Genomic DNA, 21528 nt, shown 5'->3' on the forward strand with positions numbered 1-21528 from the left:
GGCGGCGGTGAACGCCGCGCTGGCCGAGCGGCGCCAGGGCGCGGCCGAGCGCCGCGGCGCGGCGCAGCCCGGGCGCGGCGGCGAGGACACGCGCTTCGTGCGCGTGCGCGCCGACAAGCTCGACAAGCTCATCGACCTCATCGGCGAGCTCGTCATCGCCGGCTCGGGCGCGCAAATGGTCGCGCACCAGGGCGCCGTGCCTTCCTTCCTGGAAGCCACGGCGCGCGTGGCCGAGCTGATCCAGCAGACCCGCGACGGCGCGCTGGCGCTGCGCATGGTGCCCATCGGCGAGACCTTCAGCCGCTTCCAGCGCGTGGTGCGCGACGTGAGCAAGCAGCTGGGCAAGCGCGTGGAGCTGAGCATCCACGGCGGCGACACCGAGCTCGACAAGTCGATGGTCGAATCCATCGCCGACCCGCTGATGCACCTGGTGCGCAACAGCCTGGACCACGGCCTGGAGGCGCCCGAGGCGCGGCAGGCGTCGGGCAAGCCCGAGGCCGGGCAGCTGGCGCTGACGGCGTACCACGAGGCCGGCTCGATCGTGATCGAGGTCACCGACGACGGGCGCGGGCTCGACCGCGAGCGCATCGTGGCCAAGGCGCAGCAGCGCGGGCTCATCAACGACGGCGAGCTGCTCTCCGACGGGGAGGTCTGGCAGCTGATCTTCCTGCCGGGCTTCTCCACCGCCGAGCAGGTCACGGACCTGTCCGGGCGCGGCGTGGGCATGGACGTGGTCAAGCGCAACATCGAGTCGCTGCGCGGCCACATCACGCTGCACAGCCGCGCCGGCGCGGGCACGCGCACGCAGATCCGGCTGCCGCTGACGCTGGCCATGATCGACGGCTTCCTGACCCAGGTCGGCGAAGTCAACTACGTGCTGCCGCTGGCGGTGGTGGCCGAGTGCATCGACCTGCCGGCCGAGGTGCAGCGCGAGCGCAGCCGCGTCAGCGGCACCTTCGACCTGCGCGGCGAGGTGCTGCCCTGGATCGACGTGGCGAACTTCTACGGCCAGCCCAGCGCCGACGTGCGCCGGCGCAGCCTGGTGGTGGTGCGCGACGGCTCGCTGCGCCTGGGCCTGGTGGTGGACCGGCTGCTGGGCGAGCACCAGACCGTGATCAAGCCGCTGGCGAGCATCTTCCGCCAGCTCCAGGGCCTGGCCGGCTCCACCGTGCTGGGCTCCGGCGACGTGGCGCTGGTGCTCGACGTGGGCGGGCTGCTGGCCTGCGCCACGCGCCCGGCGCGCGCCGCATCTTCCCTTTCCCAACCGCAGCCGACGGCGGCCGCGCACTGACACAGCAGCAGGGCCAACACCATGCGCCAGAACCTTCCCGTGACCCAGCAGGAGTACGCGCTGCGCGAGGGCATGACCATCGTGTCGCGCACCGACCTCAAGGGCCGCATCGTCTACGTCAACGACGACTTCATCGAGTCCTCGGGCTTCACCGAGGCCGAGCTGATCGGGCAGCCGCACAACATCGTGCGCCACCCCGACATGCCCAGCGAGGCGTTCGAGGACATGTGGCGCACGCTGCAGGCCGGGCGCCCCTGGAGCGCCGCGGTCAAGAACCGGCGCAAGAACGGCGACCACTACTGGGTCATCGCCAACGCGGTGCCGGTGCGCGAGCGCGGCCAGACCACGGGCTACATGTCGGTGCGCACGCGCCCCACGCGCGAGCAGGTGCAGCAGGCGCAGGACCTGTACGCGCGCTTCCGCGAGGGCCGCGCGCAGGGGCTGGCCATCCGCGAGGGGCAGGTGGTCAACACCCGCTCGCTGGCGCGGCTCAACCCGCTGCCCAGGCTGCACCCGGGCGTGCGCTCGGCACTGGCCGGTGCGCTGGTGCTGGCCGGCGCGGGCGCGGCCGGCGCGGGGCTGCAGTCGCAGGGCTGGGCGCTGGCCGGCGCGGGCGCCGGCGTGGCCGCGCTGGGCCTGCTGTGGCAGGGCCTCAACGGCCGGCGCCTGCAGGCCGCGGCGCAGGAAGCCACGCAGCACCTGGAGCGCTACAGCGAGGGCAACTTCGACGGCACGCTGCACACCCAGGGCAAGGACACCGCCGCGCTGCTGCTGATCGCGCTCAAGCGCGTGCAGACGCGCCTGGGCTTCGAGCTGGCCGACGCCGCCAAGCGTGCCGACCTGGCCGAGCAGTTGCAGCGCAAGCAGCAGGAAGAGCTCAAGACGGCCGCGGTCAACACCCGCATCCGCCAGGCGCTGGACGCGGCTTCCATGCCGGTGCTCATCGCCGATGCCGAGGGCACGGTGGTCTACCTCAACGACGTGCTCAAGCACATCCTGCGCCGCGACGCGGCCGCCTTCCGCGCCCAGAACCCGGGCTTCGACCCCGAGCGCGTCATCGGCGGCTCGGTGGGCGTGTTCCACGCCGACCCGCAGGCCGCGCTGGCACGGCTCAAGGCCCTGACCCAGCCGGCCATGTCGCAGCTGACGCTGGGCGGGCGCCAGTACGAGGTCACGTCCACGCCGATCCTGGACGCGCAGGGCCAGCAGCTCGGCACCGTGGGCCAGTGGCTGGACCGCACCGACCAGATCGCCGCCGAGCGCGAGCTCGGCGCGTTGGCCTCGGCCGCGGCCGAGGGCGATCTGTCGCGGCGCATCGCGCTCGACGGCAAGCAGGGCTTCTTCCGCCAGGTCGGCGAGCAGTTCAACGCGCTGGTCGAGACGGTGAGCCGCACCATCGTGCAGGTGCGCGCCGCGGCTTCCCAGCTCGGCCACGCCTCGGCGCAGGTGTCGAGCACCTCGCAGTCGCTGGCGCACGGCGCCTCGCAGCAGGCCGCCAGCGTCGAGGAAACCACCGCTTCGCTGCAGGAGATGAGCGGCTCGGTCAAGCAGAACGCCGACAACGCCAACCTCACCGACGGCATCGCGGCCAAGGCCGCGCAGGAAGCCAAGGAAGGCGGCATGGCCGTGGAGCAGACGGTGGCGGCGATGAAGTCCATCGCCACCAAGATCTCCATCATCGACGACATCGCCTACCAGACGAACCTGCTGGCCCTCAACGCCGCCATCGAGGCCGCGCGCGCGGGCGAGCATGGCAAGGGCTTCGCCGTGGTGGCCGCCGAGGTGCGCAAGCTCGCCGAGCGCAGCCAAGTGGCGGCGCAGGAAATCGGCACGCTGGCCGGCTCCTCGGTGCAGCTGGCCGAGAAGGCCGGCACGCTGCTGACGCAGATGCTGCCCTCGATCCGCAAGACCAGCGAGCTGGTGCAGGAGATCGCCGCGTCCTCCGGCGAGCAGAGCCAGGGCGTGGGCCAGGTCACGGCCGCCATGCACAACCTGAGCGCCTCCACGCAGCAGGCGGCCTCGGCCTCCGAGGAGCTGTCGGCCACGGCCGAGGAGCTGTCGGCGCAGGCCGCCGAGCTGCAGGAGCTGATGGCGTTCTTCCAGCTGGAGGAGGACGTGGCGCCGGCACAGCCGCGCGGCGCGGCGCGACGCACCGCGGCCGCCTCGTTCCAGGCGCAACCCATCGACACCGCGGCGCGTGCGCGCGCCAAGGCAGCGGCGCTGGCGTACTGAGCGCCGCGCAGGCGCGACGAACAACAAACCTTTCAGGGACCGAACCACCATGTCTTCCCTCACCTCTTCCGGCGGCCTGGGCGCCTCCCTGTTCGCGCCCGCGATGCCGCTGCTGGGCCGGCTGCGGCTGAGCACCAAGTTCGCCATGCTGGCGCTGCTGCTGTTCGTGCCGCTGGTGGTGGCCATGGTGATCCTGGTGCGCCAGATCGACCACGCGTACGCGGACACCGCGCGCGAAGTCGAGGGCGCCAAGGTGGTGGCGGACATCGCAGTCTTGCAAGGCGAGCTGGCCAAGCACCGGGGCTTGAACTTCCTGGCGCTCAGCGGCCGCGAGCAGGCCCGGGCACAGCTGCCGGCCACGCGTGCCGCCATCGACCGGCTGCAGGCGCAGATCTCGCAGGACGTGGCGGGACTGGACCGGGATCGGGCATGGGCGCCGGTGCGCGACGAGATCAAGCGCCTGGCCAGCGGCCAGGGCAGCGCCGATGCGCAGGCCTCCGTGAGGGAACACACGGCGCTGATGCGCCGCCTCGACGGCTTCAACACGCTGGTGGTGCAGCACAGCGAGCTGGCGCTCGATCCCGAGCCCGGCACCTATTACCTGATGCTGGCCAGTACCCAGCATTTCTTCCCCTACTTCGACGCCGTCATGTCGTTGCGCGCAGTGGCGTCGATGGCGCTGCAGGCCGGCCAGTGGACCGAGGCCGACAGCGTCCGGCTCCAAACCCTGGAACAGGACATCCAGCTGGCCCGCGAAGAGCTGCAGCGCGACATGGTTGCCCTCCAACGCTACGAAGCCCGGCAGCCCGAGGGCTGGGGAGCCACCGCGGCCGCAGTGGACGACTACGTGGCGGCCGTGAAGTTGATGGCCAGGGTGGGCCGCATCGAGGGCGACGTGGAAGGCAACATCCAGCGCGGCCTGGCGGCCGGCGACCGGATCTCGGCATTCCAGAAGGTGGCCGTCTCGATGCTCAACGAGGAGCTGCTGGCGCGCGAGGTGAGGCTGGAACGCCAGCGCATGCTGTGCATCGGCGGCATGGCCCTGGGCACGCTGCTGGCGCTCTACATCTTCGGCGCCATCCGCCACTCGATCCGCCAGGGCGCGCTGGCGCTGAGCAGCGGCGCGACGCTGGTGGCCGCCGGCGAGCTGGACCGCCCGGTGCGCGTGGACGGCCGCGACGAGTTTGCCGAGATCGCAGCCTCCTTCGAGCAAGTGCGCACCACGCTCAACACGCTGCTGGCGCAGATGAAGCACATGGCGCGCGAGCACGAGGCCGGCGACATCGACGTGGTGGTGGACGTCAACCTCTTCCGCGGCGAGTACCGCACGGTGGCGCAGGGCGTCAACGACATGGTGGCCGCGCACATCGACGTGAAGAAGCGCGCCATTGCCGTGTTCGAAGCCTTCGGCCGCGGCGACTTCAGCGCGGCCATGGCGCAGTTGCCGGGCAAGAAGGCCTTCATCAACCGCACCATCGAGCAGGTGCGCGCCAACCTGCAGGCGCTCATCAAGGACGCCGACCTGCTGGCGCAGGCTGCGCAGGAAGGCCGGCTCGACGTGCGCGCCGACACCGCGCGCCACCAGGGCGACTTCCGCCGCATCATCGACGGCGTCAACGGCACGCTCGACGCCATCGTCGCGCCGATCGAGGAGCTGCGCGCCGTGCTGGCCGCGCTCGAAGGCGGCGACCTGACCGCCGGCATGCGCGGCAGCTACCGCGGCGACTTCGCCGAGCTGCAGTCCGCGCTGGAGAACACACTGCAGCGCCTGGCCACGACGCTGACGGAGGTGGGCGTCTCCGCGCAGCAGCTCACGGCCGCGGCAGGCCAGGTGTCGAGCACCTCGCAGTCGCTGGCGCATGGCGCCTCCGAGCAGGCCGCCAGCGTCGAGGAAACCACCGCGGCGCTGCAGGAAGTGTCGTCGTCGGTGCGGCAGAACGCCGACAACGCCAACCTCACCGACGGCATCGCGGCCAAGGCCGCGCAGCAGGCGGTCGAGGGCGGCCAGGCCGTGGAGCAGACGGTGGCGGCGATGAAGTCCATCGCCACCAAGATCTCCATCATCGACGACATCGCCTACCAGACGAACCTGCTGGCCCTGAACGCCGCCATCGAGGCCGCGCGTGCGGGAGAGCATGGCAAGGGCTTCGCCGTGGTGGCCGCCGAGGTGCGCAAGCTCGCCGAGCGCAGCCAGGTGGCGGCCCAGGAGATCGGCACGCTGGCCGGCTCCTCGGTGCAGCTGGCCGAGAAGGCCGGCAGCCTGCTGGGCGAGATGCTCCCGTCCATCCGCAAGACCAGCGAGCTGGTGCAGGAGATCGCCGCCGCTTCGGGCGAGCAGAACGACGGCGTGGGCCAGGTCGGCGGCGCCATGAACCAGCTCAACGCTTCCACGCAGCAGGCCGCTTCCGCGGCCGAGGAGCTTTCGGCCACGGCCGAGGAGCTTTCGGCGCAGGCCGCGCAGCTGCAGGAGCTGATGGCCTTCTTCCAGCTGCCGCAAGGCGGCCCCGTGCCGCAGGTGGTGGCCCGCGCCAGGGCCGAGACCCGTGCCGTGCTGGCGCATGTGGCCACGGCACCGCGCGCGCGGCCGATGCCCGCGCGTGCCGGCGCACGCGGCGCCGCCTGGAGCAACCCGGGCGCGCGCGCCGTGGCGGCCGGCGCCGCCGGTGCGGGCGACGACATCGACGAGTCGTCCTTCAGCTCCTTCTGACACACCTTCGCCATTCACGGCCATTGACGACCATGCAAGCCGCAACGAGCCCGACCCGCCAGGTGCTGCGCCTGGCCGTGGGCAGCGAGACCTGCGTCGCCCCGATCGACGCGGTGCACGAGATCCTGGAAGCCGGGCGCCTGACGCCGCTGCCGCGCACGCCGGATTTCGTGCGCGGGGTGATGAACCTGCGCGGCGCCGTGGTGCCGGTGATCGACCTGGCCGCGCGGCTGGGCGCCGCGCCCAGCACGCTTGGCAAGCGCAGCTGCATCGTGGTGATGGAGGCTGCCGGCGACGAGGAGCACGGCACGCTCGTGGCCGGGCTGCTGGTGGACGCGGTGTACGAGGTGCTCGACGTGGCGCTGGACGACATCGAGCCCGTGCCGCCGCTGGGCACGCGCATCGCGCCGGAGTTCCTGGCCGGCATGGTGCGCACGCGCGGCCAGATCGCCAGCCTGCTCGCGCCCGAGCGCGTGCTGGCGCCGGCGGAGCTGGCCGGGCTGATCGCCGCGCACGCCCCCTGAGCCTGCCCTCGACGCGCCATGAGCACCACGCAGCTGTCCATGCCGGCCTTCGAGGCCGTGTGCGACTTCTTCTTCAAGACCTCGGGCATCCGCCTGAGCGCGGCCAAGCACGGGCTGGTGGCCGGGCGGCTGCAGCGCCTGGCCCACGAGGCCGGCCGCAGCGGGCTTGACGACTACGTGCAGTGGCTGCTGCACGGCGGCGCGCCGGCCGCCGAGCACACCCGCGTCATCGACCGGCTCACCACCAACGAGACCTATTTCTTCCGCGAGCCGCAGCACTTCGAGGCGCTGACGCGGCATCTCAAGGCCGCGCCGCCGGCGGGCGAGTTCACGGTCTGGAGCGCGGCCAGCTCCAGCGGCGAGGAGGCCTACAGCATCGCCATGCTGCTCGACGACGCGCTGGGCGCGCGGCCCTGGAGCGTGGTGGGGACCGACCTGTCCACGGCCGTGGTGCAGGCCGCGCGCCGCGGGCTCTACGCGATGGATCGCATCGAGGGCATCCCGCCGCAGTGGCTGCGCCGCTACTGCCTCAAGGGCGGCGGCGAGTACGAGGGGCGCATGCTGATCCAGCGCGCGCTGCGCGCACGCGTGCGCTTCGAGTGCGCCAACCTGATGCAGGAGCTGCCGGCGTCGCTGCCGACGTTCGACGTCGTGTTCCTGCGCAACGTGCTCATCTACTTCGACAATCCCGCCAAGGCGGCGATCGTGCGCCGCGTGCTCACGCGGCTCAAGCCCGGCGGGCAGCTCTACACGGGGCATGCCGAGTCGCTGGCCGCGCTGGACCTGCCGCTGCGCCCGCTGGCTCCCGCCATCTATGCCCTTGCCTGACATCCCGGCGCGCACCGCGGCCACGCCCCCGGGCGCGGCCGTGGGCGAGGTCGCGGCCCGTCCGGGGCAGGCGCTGGTGCTTATGCCCGGGCAGCTGCACTTCGGCGACAAGGCCGCCAGCCTGCGCACGCTGCTGGGCTCGTGCGTGGCCATCACGCTGTGGCACCCGGTGCGCAAGCTCGGCGGCATGTGCCACTTCCTGCTGCCCTCGCGCAAGCGGCCCGCCGGCGCGCCGCTGGACGGGCGCTACGGCGACGAGGCCGTGGAGCGGTTGCTGGCGCAACTGGCACGCTGCGGCACGCGCCCGGCCGAGTACGTGGCGCACCTCTACGGCGGTGCCGACACCATGCCCGACCACGGCGGCGTGAAGTTCAACGTGGGCGAGCGCAACATCGAGCTGGGCTGGACGCTGATCGACCGCCACGGCTTCCAGCTCGAGGGCGTGGACGTGGGCGACCAGGTGCCGCGCACCGTCGTGCTGCAGCTGGCCAGCGGCGAGGTCGCGGTGCGCCGCGGCGCGGCCCCGGGCTGACTCAACGAATCCCTCTTCTCGCCATGACGACCCGAACAACAGGAATGCAAGCATGACCCGCGTGGCCGTGATCGACGACTCGGCGGTGGTGCGCCAGTGCCTGACCGGGCTGCTGACCAGCGCCGGCTTCGAGGTGTGCGTGACCGCCAGCGACCCGGTGTTCGCCTGGTCGAAGATGCAGGCCGCCTGGCCCGACGTGATCGTGCTGGACGTGGAAATGCCGCGCATGGACGGCTTGAGCTTCCTGCGCAAGCTCATGGCCGAGCGGCCGACGCCGGTGGTGATGTGCTCCACGCTCACCGCCGCTGGCGCCGAGACCACGCTGCAGGCGCTGGCCGCCGGCGCCGTGGCCTTCGTCACCAAGCCCACGCTGGGACTGCGCGACTTCCTGCAGGACACCGACAACGGCCTGGTGCCCGCGGTGCGCGCCGCCGCGCGCGCCAACCTGCGCGCGGTGCGTACCGCGCCACGGCCCGCACCGGCGGCGGCTGCCGTCGCCGTTGCCGCCGCACCCGCCCCGGCCGCGGCCCCGGCGCCGGCCACCGCGCTGAGCGCCACCACCGAGCGCGTCTTCGCCATCGGCGCCTCCACCGGCGGCGTGCAGGCCATCGAGACGGTGCTGATGAGCCTGCCGCGCACGGCGCCGGGCATCGTCATCGTGCAGCACATGCCGCCGCGCTTCACGGCGGCCATGGCCAGCCGCCTCAACGGCCTGTGCGCGCTCGAAGTGCTGGAGGCGCGCGACGGCGAGCGGGTGCGCCCGGGCCGGGTGCTGATCGCCCCGGGCGGCCAGCACATGCAGCTGCGCCGCAGCGGCGCGCAGTACCAGGTGGAAGTGCGCGACGGCCCGCTCGTCAACCGCCACAAGCCCTCGGTGGACGTGCTGCTGCGCTCGGTGGCGCAGTGCGCCGGCGCCAACGCCGTGGGGGTGGTGCTGACCGGCATGGGCGACGACGGCGCGCGCGGCCTGCGCGCCATGCGCGACGCCGGCGCGGCCACCGTGGTGCAGGACGAGGCCACGTCGGTGGTCTTCGGCATGCCCAACGAGGCGCTGCGCCACGGCGGCGCGGACCAGGCGCTGCCGCTGGAGCGCATCGCCGGCTGGCTGATGCAGCGCGCCTGAGGCTTCGGCGCCGCGGCCGGTCGCCGCGCTTGACAATGCGGCCATGGCCGCTGGTTTCCCTTCCGACACGGCCGCCGGCCGGCGCCTGTTCCTGGGCCTGGACCTGGGCACCTCCGGCGTGCGCGCCGTGGTCGTCGACGCCGCCGGCGCGGTGCAGGCGCTCGCGCGCGAGCCGCTGCCCGCCTCGCGCCGCGACGGCGCGCGCGTCACGCAGGACCCGGCCGCCTGGTGGGACGCGGCGCGGCGCGCACTGGCCGCCGCGCTTTCGGCGGTGGACCGCCGCGCGCTCGCGGCCCTGGCCGTGGACGGCACCTCCGGCACGCTGCTGCTGACGGACGCCCAGGGCACGCCGCTGGCGCCGGCGCTGATGTACGACGACGCTGCATGCACGGAGGAGGCCCAGCGCATTGCCGCCGTCGCCCCGCCGGACACGGCCGCGCGCGGCCCGGCCTGCGCGCTGGCGCGGCTGCTGCATTTGCAGCAGCAGCTCCCGCAGGCGGCCCATGCCCTGCACCAGGCCGACTGGATCGCCGCCCGGCTCTCGGGCCGCTGGGGCTGCTCGGACGAGCACAACGCGCTCAAGCTCGGCTGGGACCCGCTGCGCCGCCGCTGGCCCGGCTGGCTGCGCACGCTGGGCGTGCGCCCTGCCCTGCTGCCGCGCGTGCTGGCGCCGGGCACGCCGCTGGCGCCCATCGCGGCCGAGGTGGCGCGCGACCTCGACCTGCCACGCGAGGTGCAGGTGGTTGCGGGCACGACCGACGGCGTCGCGGCCTTCCTCGCCACCGGCGCGTCGCGCGTGGGCGAGGCCGTGACCTCGCTGGGCAGCACGCTGGTGCTCAAGCTGCTGTCGCCGCGGCCCGTGGTGGCGCCGGATTACGGCATCTACAGCCACCGCCTGGGCGGCCTGTGGCTGGCGGGCGGTGCCTCCAACAGCGGCGGCGCGGCGCTGCTGCGGCATTTCAGCGCCGAGGCCATGGCCGCGCTCACGCCGCGATTGCGGCCCGAAGCCGACACCGGGCTGGACTACTACCCGCTGCCGGCCGCGGGCGAGCGTTTCCCCGTCAACGACCCGGCGCTGGCGCCGCGCGTGTCGCCGCGTCCCGGCGACGATGCGCTGTTCCTCCAGGGCCTGCTCGAAGGCATCGCGCGGGTGGAGGCACTGGGCTACCGGCGCCTGGCCGGGCTCGGCGCGCCCGCGCCTGCGCGGGTGCTGAGCGTGGGCGGCGGCGCGCGCAACGCGGCGTGGCTGGAGATTCGCCGGCGTTGCCTGGGCGTGCCGGTGGAGCGGGCCGCGCAGGAGGAGGCGGCCTGCGGCGCCGCGCGGCTGGCGCGCGCGGCGATGGGCGGCTCGTGAGTCAGCCCGCGTGTCCCGGCCGGTCCCAGCCGGGGCCGTGCACGGCCTCGGCATAGACACGCACCAGCACCGAGCCCAGCACGCCGTGCAGCACGTCGCCCTGGGCGGCGCGGCGCGACACCACGGCGCTGAGCAGGCCGCGCGCGGCGAGCTCCTGCAGCGCGCGCTCGACCCAGCCGCGGCGCTGCACCGCATCCAGCGCCGCGATCTCCGCCTTCACCTGTGCGATGCGCTGGTTCAGCCAGGCTTCGCCCGGCGTGGGCGCCAGGGCGGCGGACGGCGCCGCAGGGGCAGGCGCGACCGCGGGGACAGGATCCGCCGCCGCCGTGGCCAGCGCCGCCGGTGCGACGGGCTCGGCCGGCGCTGGCAGCGCGGGCGCTGCGTCTTCCCCGCCATGGCGCAGCAGCGAGCGCAGGTAGGCGTAGGCATGCTCGACACCGCGCAGCTTGCGGTTGACGCTGCGCCGCTCCAGCACGTCGAGCTGCTCGCGCACCCGCGTCTCGCCGAATTCCTTGATCAGGCCGTCGAGCTTGGCTTCGCGGATGCCCAGCGACTCCGCGCGCAGCACCAGGCCGGCGTCCACCGGCCCTTCCGCCAGGGCGCGCGCGCGCGGCAGCCCACGCTTGCGGCGCACGGCGAACTGCACCTCGCTGACGGCGCGGCCGAGCTTGTGCTCGATGAGCTCGATCTCGATGTCGGTCTCGCTGTTGATCTCCTCCACCGCCGGCTTGACGCGCTCGTTCTTGAACTTGCGCCACTCGCGCCGCTCGGCGCCGCCCGGAGCCTGGCTGAGCGCGTCGGCCCACCAGTTCACCGGCTTGCGGCTGGTCACGCCCGAAGGGTTGTCGCGGTAGCGGGCGCAGATCTCGTACAGCGCCACGGCCGCGTAGGAGCCGAGCTTGGCCAGCAGGTCCAGGTCGATGCGGGCCCAGCGCGCGGGCTCGCGCAGCGCCGACATGATCGTGGGCGGGTAGGACCAGGACACCCAGTTCTCGCCGTTGCGCACCTCGATGGCGACTTCGCTGAGCATGCTGAAGCCGCGCCACTTGAGCCCGTCGCCCGGCGCGGTGGACTCCCAGTCCACCTCCAGTCCGCGCATCTCACGCAGGTAGCGCTTGGCAGCCGTGCGGTCCTCGCCGCTGGAGCCGGTGGTGCGCAGCAGCGCGGGCAGCGGCGCCTCGAACATGTAGTCGGCTGCCGGCATGGTCGCCATGGCCTGCAGCCGCGACTGCGACACCTGCAGCAGCGCGTTGTAGAGCCGCCGCCCGGTGAGCGTGACGCGGCGCGAGCGCGGCACCATCACGATCATCTCGTGCGGCTTGCGCAGCTCGGCGCCCTCTTCCTTCGCGGCGGGCAGGCGCGGCGTGTCCTTGTCGTCCATGGCCGACATCATATGTCCACATCGGATTGGACAGTTGAACCCGGCAGCGTCCGCCACTTCATGCGGTTCGTCGCCCATCGAGTGTCCGATCGAATGACGACACGTGGCGGTTCGCCCAACACCGGGTAAAGGCTGGACACTGCAAGCGAAACGGGCACCCGGGCCGGGCCTGGTGGCCGGTTAAAGGGTGGACAGTTCGTGCCGGACCGCTCGAGTCCGCTCCCGGGCCAGGCGGTAAGAAGCTGGACGGTCGGCCACGACAGCCGCTGCCCGATTCCATCAGCAGGGCCGGGTAGAAGCCGGACACCTGGGACGCCATCACCCGCACCGGGCTTTCCAGCGCCGCCGGGTAGAAGCCGGACGCTTCCAGTCTGCGCAGCGGCTTGCAGGCGTCTGGCAGGCGGTTAAATGATGGACGCCAGCGGCCTGCCGGGACCCGTGCCTGTTACGGACGCGCTGAAGCTGTATGTCCGTCCAGCTTGTGTACAAGTTGTCCCAGGCCCCGGGTAGGTCCAGGACGCCCGGCGGGCAAAGCCTGGACGGAGGCGGGTAAAACCGGGACGGAGGCGGGTAAAGGCCGGACGAGAAGCGCTGCAACACCTACGCAAGTCATTGATTTAAAAGATAAAGACAGACTTGTCCACAAGCCTTAATCTCTTTGAAGCTTATTGACTTTTCTTAATCCCGGACGGGAGCGACATGGATTCTTCCCCTCCTTGCTGAGCTTTGCTGCCGTTCTTGCGGTGCAACGTCTCACAAGCGATTTTTCCGATGTGCCGTGCATAATCGCCTGCACTTCCCAAAACGTAACAACAGGGCACGGGTCCATGGACATCAGACAGGCGATCCGTCGGCAGAGTCTGGCCGACATCGAACACCAGGCGGCACGCGTGGCCGCGATGATGGGGCACATCCGTGCTGCCATGCTGCCGCCGGCGGCGCAGAAGACGGCCCCCAGCCTCAGCGCGGCGCAACTGGCCCAGCTGTGCCACGTGGACAAGTCGAAGATCGCCTACCGCCTGACCCGCGGCGATCTGCCGGCGGGTCAGATGCAGGGCAACCGGCGCGAGTGGTCGATGGGCGACGCCCGGCAGTGGATCCGCGAGTTCCGCGCCGCGCACATGCGCCCGGAAGGCGCGGCCGGCACGACGCTGACGGTGGCCAATTTCAAGGGCGGCGTGGCCAAGACCACCTCGGCGGTGACGCTGGCGCAGGGCCTGTCCATGCGCGGCCACAAGGTGCTGGTGGTGGACCTGGACCCGCAGGGTTCGGCCACCACCCTCTTTGGCGTGCTGCCCGACGCCGAGGTCGAGCAGGAGCACACGGCGATGCTGCTGTTCTCCGGCGCGCACGAGGACCTGAGCTACGCCATCCGCGAGAGCTACTGGCCGGGCATCGACCTGGTGTGCGCGGCGCCGCTGCTCTTCGGCGCCGAGTTCGCGCTGCCGGCGCGGCAGACGCGCGACCCGGGCTTCGAGTTCTGGCGCGTGCTCGACCGCGGCCTGGACCAGGCGCGCATGGACTACGACGTCATCGTCATCGACACCCCGCCGGCGCTGAGCTACGTGACCATCAATGCGCTGATGGCGGCCGACGGCGTGATCATGCCCCTGCCCCCGTCGGCGCTGGACTTCGCCAGCTCGGCACAGTTCTGGGACCTGTTCAGCGATCTGTGCAACCAGCTCATCCGCAGCCGTGGGCAGGACAAGACCTTCGAGTTCATCGACGTGCTGCTGTCGCGCGTGGAATCGAACGACGCGGCCAGCACGGTGGTGCGGCAGTGGGTGCTGGAAGGCTATGCCGACAAGGTGCTGCCGATCGAGATCCCGAAGACGGCCGTCACCGCCACCGCCTCGGCCGAGTTCGGCACGGTCTACGACCTGCCGCGCGGCGCGATGAATACCAAGACCTTCGCCCGCGCGCGCGATGCCTACGACCGCATGTGCGAGCTCGTCGAGCAGCAGATCCAGGCGGTGTGGGCCACGCAGCTGGAACAGCTGGCGGTGTGAGGAGCAGGACGAAAGGCACGCGATGAGTCTCAAGAACAAGGCTGCCAAGCTCGACTTCAGCAACCTGCCGGGCCTGGGCCCGGACACCGAGGTGCCGGCGCGGCCCAAGACCGCGCCCGGCGCCATGATGGCGTTCGCCAACGAGGCACGCTCCGACCTGTTGCGCCAGAACGAGGAACTGCAGCAGCGCGCGCAGCAGTCGCAGGCGCTGCAGGGGCGTCTCGACGAGGCGCTGTCCGAGCTTCGGCAGTGGGATGGCGCCAAGGCCGCGCGGCTGATCGACGCCGCGCTGATCCGCCCAAGCCGCTGGGCCAACCGCCATGAGCTCAACTACGCCTCGCCGCAGTTCGACAAGCTCAAGACCGAGGTGGCCGATGCTGGCGGCAACGTCCAGCCGATCAAGGTGCGGCCGGTGGCCGAGCCCGCTGGCAGCTTCGAGGTCGTGTACGGGCACCGGCGACTGGAGGCCTGCCGCCAGCTGGGCCTGCCGGTGCTGTGCCTGGTGGACAGCATCGAGGACCGGGCGCTGTTCGTCGAGATGGAGCGCGAGAACCGTGGCCGCAAGGACCTGTCGGCGTGGGAGCAGGGGATGATGTACCGGCGCGCCCTGGACGCCGGGCTGTTCCCCTCGCTGCGCCAGCTCGCCGCGGCCATCGGCGCGCAGCCGGGCAACGTCAGCACCGCGCTGCAGATCGCGTCGCTGCCCGACGCGGTGGTGCAGGCCTTCGCCTCGCCGCTGGAGCTGCAGTTCCGCTGGGTCGCGCCGCTCAAGGCCGCGCTGGAGCGCGATGAGGCCGGCGTGCTGGAGCGGGCGCGCGAGCTCGCAGCGCAGTCGCCCCGGCCCGCGGCGCGTGAGGTGCTGGCGCGGCTGGCGGGCAGCCCGGGAGAGAAGTCCGCGCTGACGCGCCAGACCCGCTACACCCTGGGCGGCAAGCTGGTGGGCTCCTTCGACAAGGACGCCCAGGGCAACGTCGCGTTGCGCTTCAAGGCCGGCGCGCTGACGGCCGACAAGGAAAAGCGGCTGCTGGAGCTGCTGGCGAAGTTCTTCGACTGACCCGGCGCGGCATTCCCGGCAGTACCAGCAGGGGCCTCCGGGCCCCTTTTTCATGGCCGGCGCCAGGAGTGTTCTACGGTAGAACACCCGACGGGCCATGCTCCGGCAGGCGCGGACGGCATGGGCCCGGTGCGCCGGGTGATGGGGTGTTCTACGGTAGAACACCCCCTTCCCGGCCCGCTCACGGTGGCGGTATCGGTCGCTGTGGCCGAGCCTTCATCCGCCGCCGCCGCCGCCGCCGCCGCGGCGGCGCTGCGCCAGCTTGTCGAGCTCGCGCACCATGCGCGCCCGCTCGGTGCCGAGGTAGATCGTGGTCGTGGCCAGACTGGCGTGCCCCAGGGCCTGCTGCAGCACTTCCACCGGCACCTGGGCGGCGGCGCCCTGGCGGGCGAAGGTGTGCCGCAGCCAGTGCGTGGAGGCCGCGCGCAGCCGCTGCGCGTCCAGGCCATCCACCGCATGCGCCTGGCGCGCGATGCGCTGGAAGAAGCGCTTCAGGCTGCGGTAGAGCCCGCTAGCGCCGAGGGCCCGGCCGGAGGCGGCCGGCCGCTGCAAGGCCACGCCGCCGTCGGGTCCAGCCGTCCAGCGTGGCGGCGCCTCGGCCAACGTGCACACCAAGGGCGCGGCGTCGGGCAGGGACCCGACCGCGGCCGCGTCGGCGTGGTGGAGGGCGATCAGATCCGCCAGGTCGCCGGCCAGCGGCACCTCGCGCCGCTTTCCGCCCTTGCCGTCCACCACCAGCAGCGTCGCCGTGCCGGCTGCGCCGTCGGCGCCGTCCAGCCGCACGTTCCGCAACGAGGCCAGCGTGGCAGCGCCGATCTCGGCCAGCCGCAGCCCGGTGCCGGCCAGCAGTTCCAGCACCAGGCGCAGCCGCCGCTGCTCCGCGCCGGCCGGCACGCCGGCACGGAGGCGGGCCGCGGCCTCCTCGCGGTCCAGCTGGGCCCGGATGAAGGCCCATTCGGCGTCGGTGAAGGAGCGCTCGGCGTCAATGCGGGCGCCGGCGAGCGCTGCCTTCTTGTTGACCGCGCGCAGCGGATTGCCCACCAGGTAGTTGGCATCGCGCAGTCCGTCGAACAGGGCCTGCAGCACCACCAGCGCCTGGCGCTGCGATGCGGCTCCCAGCGGCCCGCGGAAGGGGCGCCAGGCCGGTTCGTCGCGGCTGACCACCGCGGCGGCGCACCAGTGCGGCGGGGGCTGCCGGATGAAGTCGCGGTACGCCTGCGCGTCGCGGCTGTCCACCGAGGACAGCGCCTTGCCCCGCTCCAGCAGGCACCACAGGTAGAAGCGCTCCACCTCCTTGCGATAGGCGCGCAGCGTGGCCGGCTTGTCGCGGTACTGCTGCAGCCAGGCGTCGATGGCCTGCCGGTCGTCCGTGGCGCCCAGGTGGTTGGGCATGCGTGTGGCGAAGAGCCCCGGCGCCTGTGCGTCGCCGGCCAGCCGCGGCGGCACCGCCAGCTGCTCCAGCGGCACGAGCGCGAAGCGCGCCGGCATTTGAACCTCGCGCGACGCGGCCGCGCGCACGGCGGCGCGCCGCTGCACCGGCTCCAGCGCCGACTCGCGCAGCGGCTCGTCCCACTCGCGCGCCAGCGGCTGCAGCCAGGCCAGCAGCGCCGCGGCGCGGGCCGCGCCCAGCCCCGGCACCTTGCGCCACCAGTTCGCCCCATGCGCGTTGGCACTGCGCACCAGCGTCTCCAGCGAGCCGATGCCGGCCTCGCGCAGCCGCTCGGCCAACGCCGGCGCCAGCCACAGCGCCAGCCGGTCCGAAGGGGAAGGGCGGCGCGACAGCAGCTCTTCCAGCCGCAGCAGCGCGCGCAACTGCGCAGCGCCGGGTGCCTGCGTTGCGGCCCGGTCGTCGGTCACCTCCTCCTCGGGCAGGGCGTCCAGGCCATAGAACTCCCGGTAGGCCTGCAGAAGCTCGGCCTCGGAACAGCCGTCGCGATCGAGTTCCTGGCTGTCGATGAACTCGTCGAGGCCGGGCAGGGCAACGGTGCCCGGTCCGGCGGGTGGTTGTGCCAGCAACGCCAGTTCGGCCGTGACGCGCTCGCCTTCAGGCAGCGTCAGGTTCAGCGCATGCGCCTCCCTCAGCAGCTGCCGCAGCAGCGCCAGCCGCCGGCGCTCGATGTGGCGCCGGTCGGCGCTGAGGTCGCTGAAGCCCAGGTAGCGATCCCAGGCGGCGCGCAGGTCCAGCCCCTGCAGCCAGCCGCGCAGGAAGGCGAAGTGGTGCCGCCCGAGCGGCTGCTCGTCGTGCAGCACGCGGCTGCGCGCGCCACGTGGACGTCCCGGTCCACGGCCGGATGCCGGCGCATCAACCGCTTGCCCGCTCTCCCGGTTGCCCGCCGCCATGGCCCACCTCAATCACTGATTTAACGTGGCGACATGATAATAAAAGTTATCAGGACGCACCGGGCCTTGCATCCGGCGATGCGGCTGCTTGCCCCGCGTCTTGCTGTGTCCAGGAAACCCGGTGCTCTGCAGTACTGTGCGGTGCTCGAAGGCAGGTGGCACCTGGATCGGGCCTGTGGCGCTGCGCCAAACGCGTGCAACCCCGCTGCCGCGGGCGCGCAGCGGCACCACGCCCGTGCGAAATGCGGAGCCCGCAGTGCTCCAGGCCGTGGCCCGGACGTTGCTTGTATACCGGCTGGAACATCAACACGGACACCAAGACGGTGCCCTGAGCCGGAGGCGAGACGATGGATTCGATGCTGTGGACGCGGCGTGCGTGGATCACCGGCGTGGCAGGAGCCGGGCTGGCGGCGAGCCCGCTGTTGCAAGCGCAACCGAAGCCGCTGGTGGTGGGCGTGATCTACGTCGGCCCGCGCGACGATTTCGGCTACAACCAGGCGCAGGCCGAGGCCGTGGCCGAGCTCAGGAAGATGGCCGGCATCAAGGTCGTTGAGGAGGAGAACGTCCCGGAGACGGTGGCGGTGCAGAAGTCGATGCAGGGCATGATCTCGCAGGACGGCGCCACGCTGCTCTTTCCCACCTCCTTCGGCTACTTCGACCCGCACATCCTGGCCCTGGCGCCGAAGAACCCGAACGTGCGCTTCTCCCACTGCGGCGGGCTGTGGAACGAGGCGAAGCATCCGAAGAACGTGGGCAGCTTCTTCGGCTACATCGACGAGGGCCAGTACCTCAACGGCGTGATCGCCGGGCACATGAGCAAGACGAAGAAGCTCGGCTTCGTCGCGGCCAAGCCCATCCCGCAGGTGCTGCGCAACATCAACGCCTTCACGCTGGGCGCGCGCTCGGTGGACCCGAAGATCACCACCACGCCGATCTTCACCGGCGACTGGTCCATGCCCGTGAAGGAGGCCGAGGCCACCAACAGCCTCGTCGACCAGGGCGCCGACGTGCTCACGATGCACGTGGACAGCCCCAAGGTCGTGGTCGAGACCGCGGCGCGGCGCGGCAGGATGGTCTGCGGCTACCACGCCAGCCAGGCGAAGCTCGCGCCGCAGGCCTACCTCACCGGCGCGGAGTGGAACTGGATCACCGCCCACCGGCAGTTCGTCGAGGCCGCGCGCAGCGGCCAGCCCCATCCCAACTTCGTGCGTGGCGGGCTCAAGGACGGCTTCGTCAAGACCTCGCCCTACGGCGCGATGGTCCCGGAGGGCGCGCGCAAGGGGGCCGACGCGGTGAAGGCAAAGATGATGGCCGGCGCCTTCGACATCTTCAGCGGCGAGCTGCGCGACAACACCGGCAAGGTCGTCATCGCCAGGGGCCAGAGCCTGAAGCAGACCGACCTGGCGCTGGAGAACATGAACTGGCTGGTCGAGGGCGTCACGGGCCGGCCCGCCTGATCCGCGCGGAACGTCCCCATGCCATCCCGACGCTGGGAAGGTGCTGCCGAGGCGGTGCTGATCCCCACACTGGCGCTGGCCGGCGCGCTGCTGCTGTTCGGCCTGTTCGTGCGGCTCTCCGGCGCCAGCCCGCTCGAAGCCTGGACGCTGCTGTTCCTGGGCGCCTTCGGCGACGCCTTCAGCCTGCAGAACAGCCTGCAGCGCGCCGCGCCGCTGATGCTCACCGCGCTGGCCGTGGCGCTGCCGGCGCGCGCGGGCCTGACCGTCATCGGCGGCGAGGGCGCGCTGGTACTGGGCGCGCTGGCCGCGGCGGCGCTGCCCTACGCCCTGCCGCTGCCGGGCGATGCCGTGGGCAGCCTGCTGGTGCTGCTGGCCGGCGCCGCCATGGGCGCGGCCTGGGTGGCGCTGGCCGGCGTGCTGCGCCAGTGGCGCGGCGTCAACGAGACCATCTCCAGCCTGCTGCTGGGCTACCTCGCGATCGCGCTGTTCAAGCATCTCGTCGAGGGCCCGCTGCGCGACCCGGCCAGCCTGAACAAGCCTTCGACGCGGCCGCTGGAGGAGGGCCTGCGCATCGGCACGCTGTGGGGCAGCGACGTGCACTGGGGCCTGGCCTGGGGCCTGGCGCTGTGCGTGGCCGCCGGGCTGTGGCTGAGCCTGACCCGCTCCGGCTTCGCGCTGGACGTGGCCGGCGGCAATGCGCGCGCGGCGCGGCTGGTGGGCCTGCCGGTCAACCGGCTGGTGGTGCTGGCCTGCGCGCTGGGCGGCGCCTGCGCGGGGCTGGCCGGCGCCATCGAGGTGGCGGCGGTGCACACCGCGGCCAACGCCTCGGTCATCGCGGGCCTGGGCTACACCGGCATCCTCGTCGCCTTCGTGGCGCGCCACAACCCGTGGGCCATCCCGCCGGTGGCCCTGCTGCTGGGCGGCTTCGGCGCCGCGGGCAGCCTGCTGCAGCGCCGCCTGGGGCTGCCCGACGCCTCGGTGCTGGTGCTGCAGGGCCTGGCGTTCGTGATGGTGCTGGGCGCCGAGAGCCTGCGCGGGCGGCTGTTCGGCCTGCAGCTGCCGCGGCTGTCCCGGCTGCGGCTGGTCGGCCAGCGCGGGAGGGCGGCATGAACGAGCTGCTGCTGGCCATCCTGGGCGGCGCCATCCGCGTGGGCACGCCCTTCCTCTTCGTCAGCCTGGGCGAGTGCATCACCGAGAAGGCCGGGCGCATCAACCTGGGGCTCGAAGGCGTGCTGGTGTTCTCGGCCATGGCCGGCTTCGGCGCCTCGTGGGCCAGCGGCTCGCCCTGGATCGGGGTGCTGGCCGCCGGCTGCAGCGGCGCGCTGCTGGCGCTGCTGCACGGGCTGTTGTGCTCGCTGCCGCGGGTCTCGGACATCGCCACCGGCATCGCGCTGATGCTGCTGGGCACGGGCGCGGCCTTCTACCTGGGCAAGCCGCTGATCCAGCCGCAGGCACCGCAGATCCCGTCGCTGCCGCTGGGCGCATGGAGCAACTCGGCCCTGGTGCAGGCGGCGCTGTCGGTCAACGCGCTCTTCCCGCTGGGCGTGGCGCTGGCGCTGCTCGTGGCCTGGGGCTTCACGCACACCCGCTTCGGGCTGGTGCTGCGCATGGCCGGCGACTCCAGCGACGCGGCGCGCGCATTGGGTTACTCGGTCAACCGCGTGCGCATCGCGGCCACCACCGCCGGCGGCTTCGTCGCCGGGCTGGGCGGGGCCTCGCTGTCGCTGTACTACCCGGGCAGCTGGAACGAGGGCCTGTCCAGCGGCCAGGGCCTGATCGCGGTGGCGCTGGTGATCTTCGCGCGCTGGTCGCCGCTGCGCTGCCTGGGCGCGGCGCTGCTGTTCGGCGGCGCGGGCGCCATCGGCCCGGCGCTGCAGTCCATGGGCATCAGTGCCGGCTACCACCTCTTCAATGCCGTGCCCTACGCGCTGACGCTGGCCATCCTCGTGGCGACCTGCTCGCCGCGGCGCGCGCTCAAGGGCGCACCTCTGGAACTCGGAGTGTCGAAATGAAGACCATCGCAAGCTCGCCCTATCCCTGGCCCTTCGACGGCGACCTGCGCCCGGCCAACACGGCGCTGCTCGTCATCGACATGCAGACCGACTTCTGCGGCGTCGGCGGCTACGTGGACAAGATGGGCTACGACCTGTCGCTCACGCGCGCGCCGATCGAGCCGATCCGCGCGCTGCTGGCGGTGATGCGCGCGCAGGGCTTCCACGTCATCCACACCCGCGAGGGGCACCGGCCGGACCTGTCGGACCTGCCGGACAACAAGCGCTGGCGCTCGCAGCGCATCGGCGCGGGCATCGGCGACGCCGGCCCCTGCGGCCGCATCCTGGTGCGCGGCGAGCCGGGCTGGGAAATCATCCCCGAGCTCGCGCCGCTGCCGGGCGAGCCCGTCATCGACAAGCCGGGCAAGGGCTCGTTCTGCGCCACCGACCTGGAGCTGATCCTGACCGCCCGCGGCATCCGCAACCTCGTGCTCACCGGCATCACCACCGACGTGTGCGTGCACACCACCATGCGCGAGGCCAACGACCGCGGCTTCGAGTGCCTGCTGCTGCAGGACTGCACCGGCGCCACCGACCGCGGCAACCACGAGGCGGCGCTGAAGATGGTGCAGATGCAGGGCGGCGTGTTCGGCGCCGTCTCGACCTCGGCGCAGCTTATCGAGGCGCTGCAGGCGCGCTGAAGCC

Annotated in this window: 16 protein-coding genes; 14 read left to right on the top strand and 2 right to left on the bottom strand. The window is 72.4% G+C overall.

What is annotated here, in order from left to right:
* The 8 genes from FJ694_RS30400 to FJ694_RS30435 all read left to right on the top strand — a co-directional run.
* On the top strand, nt 1-1291 hold a 1291-nt coding region (locus FJ694_RS30400), incomplete at its 5' end, for a chemotaxis protein CheA (RefSeq protein WP_198321078.1).
* A gap of 21 nt (nt 1292-1312) precedes the next feature.
* A complete protein-coding gene (locus FJ694_RS37850) occupies nt 1313-3523 on the top strand; it encodes a methyl-accepting chemotaxis protein (protein WP_157271285.1) in 2211 nt (736 codons plus the stop codon).
* A gap of 49 nt (nt 3524-3572) precedes the next feature.
* Nucleotides 3573-6230 carry a methyl-accepting chemotaxis protein gene (locus FJ694_RS37855; RefSeq protein WP_198321079.1) on the top strand — a complete coding sequence of 886 codons (2658 nt, stop codon included), beginning with the start codon at nt 3573-3575 and terminating at the stop codon, nt 6228-6230.
* Nucleotides 6231-6262: 32 nt separating this feature from the next.
* Nucleotides 6263-6754: a chemotaxis protein CheW gene (locus FJ694_RS30415; protein ID WP_157271286.1), complete on the top strand. Its 492-nt coding sequence runs from the start codon at nt 6263-6265 to the stop codon at nt 6752-6754.
* An 18-nt stretch (nt 6755-6772) separates the two neighbouring features.
* The gene (locus FJ694_RS30420) at nt 6773-7582 is read left to right on the top strand and encodes a CheR family methyltransferase (protein ID WP_157271287.1); all 810 of its coding nucleotides are present in this window, start codon (nt 6773-6775) and stop codon (nt 7580-7582) included.
* On the top strand, nt 7575-8114 hold the full coding sequence (locus tag FJ694_RS30425) for a chemotaxis protein CheD (RefSeq protein ID WP_232540298.1): 540 nt from the start codon (nt 7575-7577) through the stop codon (nt 8112-8114). The genes FJ694_RS30420 and FJ694_RS30425 overlap by 8 nt, the downstream gene beginning before the upstream one ends.
* Before the next feature lie 52 nt (nt 8115-8166).
* On the top strand, nt 8167-9237 hold the full coding sequence (locus FJ694_RS30430) for a protein-glutamate methylesterase/protein-glutamine glutaminase (RefSeq protein ID WP_157271289.1): 1071 nt from the start codon (nt 8167-8169) through the stop codon (nt 9235-9237).
* A gap of 43 nt (nt 9238-9280) precedes the next feature.
* On the top strand, nt 9281-10591 hold the full coding sequence (locus tag FJ694_RS30435; RefSeq protein ID WP_157271290.1) for an FGGY-family carbohydrate kinase: 1311 nt from the start codon (nt 9281-9283) through the stop codon (nt 10589-10591).
* A 1-nt stretch (nt 10592) separates the two neighbouring features.
* On the opposite strand, the gene FJ694_RS30440 is transcribed toward FJ694_RS30435, so the two are convergent.
* Nucleotides 10593-11972 carry a replication initiation protein gene (locus FJ694_RS30440; RefSeq protein WP_198321080.1) on the bottom strand — a complete coding sequence of 460 codons (1380 nt, stop codon included), beginning with the start codon at nt 11970-11972 and terminating at the stop codon, nt 10593-10595.
* 827 nt (nt 11973-12799) lie between these two features.
* On the opposite strand from FJ694_RS30440, the gene FJ694_RS30445 reads away from it, so the two are divergent.
* Together FJ694_RS30445 and FJ694_RS30450 are read left to right on the top strand one after the other, a co-directional pair.
* The gene (locus FJ694_RS30445) at nt 12800-13981 is read left to right on the top strand and encodes an AAA family ATPase (RefSeq protein ID WP_198321081.1); all 1182 of its coding nucleotides are present in this window, start codon (nt 12800-12802) and stop codon (nt 13979-13981) included.
* A 22-nt stretch (nt 13982-14003) separates the two neighbouring features.
* Nucleotides 14004-15035: a ParB/RepB/Spo0J family partition protein gene (locus FJ694_RS30450; protein WP_157271292.1), complete on the top strand. Its 1032-nt coding sequence runs from the start codon at nt 14004-14006 to the stop codon at nt 15033-15035.
* Between the two features lie 216 nt (nt 15036-15251).
* Here the strand turns inward: FJ694_RS30450 and FJ694_RS30455 are convergent, their stop codons facing one another.
* Nucleotides 15252-17285, bottom strand: a complete 2034-nt coding sequence (locus FJ694_RS30455; protein ID WP_198321082.1) for a tyrosine-type recombinase/integrase — start codon at nt 17283-17285, stop codon at nt 15252-15254.
* A gap of 437 nt (nt 17286-17722) precedes the next feature.
* Between FJ694_RS30455 and FJ694_RS30460 the strand changes: the two genes are divergently transcribed.
* The 4 genes from FJ694_RS30460 to biuH are packed head-to-tail and all read left to right on the top strand — an operon-like array spanning nt 17723 to nt 21524.
* Nucleotides 17723-18832, top strand: a complete 1110-nt coding sequence (locus tag FJ694_RS30460) for a BMP family ABC transporter substrate-binding protein (RefSeq protein ID WP_157271294.1) — start codon at nt 17723-17725, stop codon at nt 18830-18832.
* 18 nt (nt 18833-18850) lie between these two features.
* A complete protein-coding gene (locus tag FJ694_RS30465) occupies nt 18851-19942 on the top strand; it encodes an ABC transporter permease (RefSeq protein ID WP_157271295.1) in 1092 nt (363 codons plus the stop codon).
* The gene (locus tag FJ694_RS30470) at nt 19939-20844 is read left to right on the top strand and encodes an ABC transporter permease (RefSeq protein WP_157271296.1); all 906 of its coding nucleotides are present in this window, start codon (nt 19939-19941) and stop codon (nt 20842-20844) included. The genes FJ694_RS30465 and FJ694_RS30470 overlap by 4 nt, the downstream gene beginning before the upstream one ends.
* Nucleotides 20841-21524 carry a biuret amidohydrolase gene (biuH, locus tag FJ694_RS30475; protein WP_157271297.1) on the top strand — a complete coding sequence of 228 codons (684 nt, stop codon included), beginning with the start codon at nt 20841-20843 and terminating at the stop codon, nt 21522-21524. The genes FJ694_RS30470 and biuH overlap by 4 nt, the downstream gene beginning before the upstream one ends.
* Nucleotides 21525-21528: the final 4 nt, after the last annotated feature.

Origin of the sequence: Azohydromonas aeria (genome assembly GCF_009760915.1) — a bacterium.
In the GTDB taxonomy this organism is placed as follows: Bacteria; Pseudomonadota; Gammaproteobacteria; order Burkholderiales; family Burkholderiaceae_C; genus Azohydromonas; species Azohydromonas aeria.

Bases quoted from the DNA above. Each gene is read 5' to 3' on its own strand.
- FJ694_RS37850 (WP_157271285.1), top strand. From the start codon at position 1,313: ATGCGCCAGAACCTTCCCGTGACCCAGCAGGAGTACGCGCTGCGCGAG.
- FJ694_RS37855 (WP_198321079.1), top strand. From the start codon at position 3,573: ATGTCTTCCCTCACCTCTTCCGGCGGCCTGGGCGCCTCCCTGTTCGCG.
- FJ694_RS30415 (WP_157271286.1), top strand. From the start codon at position 6,263: ATGCAAGCCGCAACGAGCCCGACCCGCCAGGTGCTGCGCCTGGCCGTG.
- FJ694_RS30420 (WP_157271287.1), top strand. From the start codon at position 6,773: ATGAGCACCACGCAGCTGTCCATGCCGGCCTTCGAGGCCGTGTGCGAC.
- FJ694_RS30430 (WP_157271289.1), top strand. From the start codon at position 8,167: ATGACCCGCGTGGCCGTGATCGACGACTCGGCGGTGGTGCGCCAGTGC.
- FJ694_RS30435 (WP_157271290.1), top strand. From the start codon at position 9,281: ATGGCCGCTGGTTTCCCTTCCGACACGGCCGCCGGCCGGCGCCTGTTC.
- FJ694_RS30440 (WP_198321080.1), bottom strand. From the start codon at position 11,972: ATGGACGACAAGGACACGCCGCGCCTGCCCGCCGCGAAGGAAGAGGGC.
- FJ694_RS30445 (WP_198321081.1), top strand. From the start codon at position 12,800: ATGGACATCAGACAGGCGATCCGTCGGCAGAGTCTGGCCGACATCGAA.
- FJ694_RS30450 (WP_157271292.1), top strand. From the start codon at position 14,004: ATGAGTCTCAAGAACAAGGCTGCCAAGCTCGACTTCAGCAACCTGCCG.
- FJ694_RS30460 (WP_157271294.1), top strand. From the start codon at position 17,723: ATGGATTCGATGCTGTGGACGCGGCGTGCGTGGATCACCGGCGTGGCA.
- FJ694_RS30465 (WP_157271295.1), top strand. From the start codon at position 18,851: ATGCCATCCCGACGCTGGGAAGGTGCTGCCGAGGCGGTGCTGATCCCC.
- FJ694_RS30470 (WP_157271296.1), top strand. From the start codon at position 19,939: ATGAACGAGCTGCTGCTGGCCATCCTGGGCGGCGCCATCCGCGTGGGC.
- biuH (WP_157271297.1), top strand. From the start codon at position 20,841: ATGAAGACCATCGCAAGCTCGCCCTATCCCTGGCCCTTCGACGGCGAC.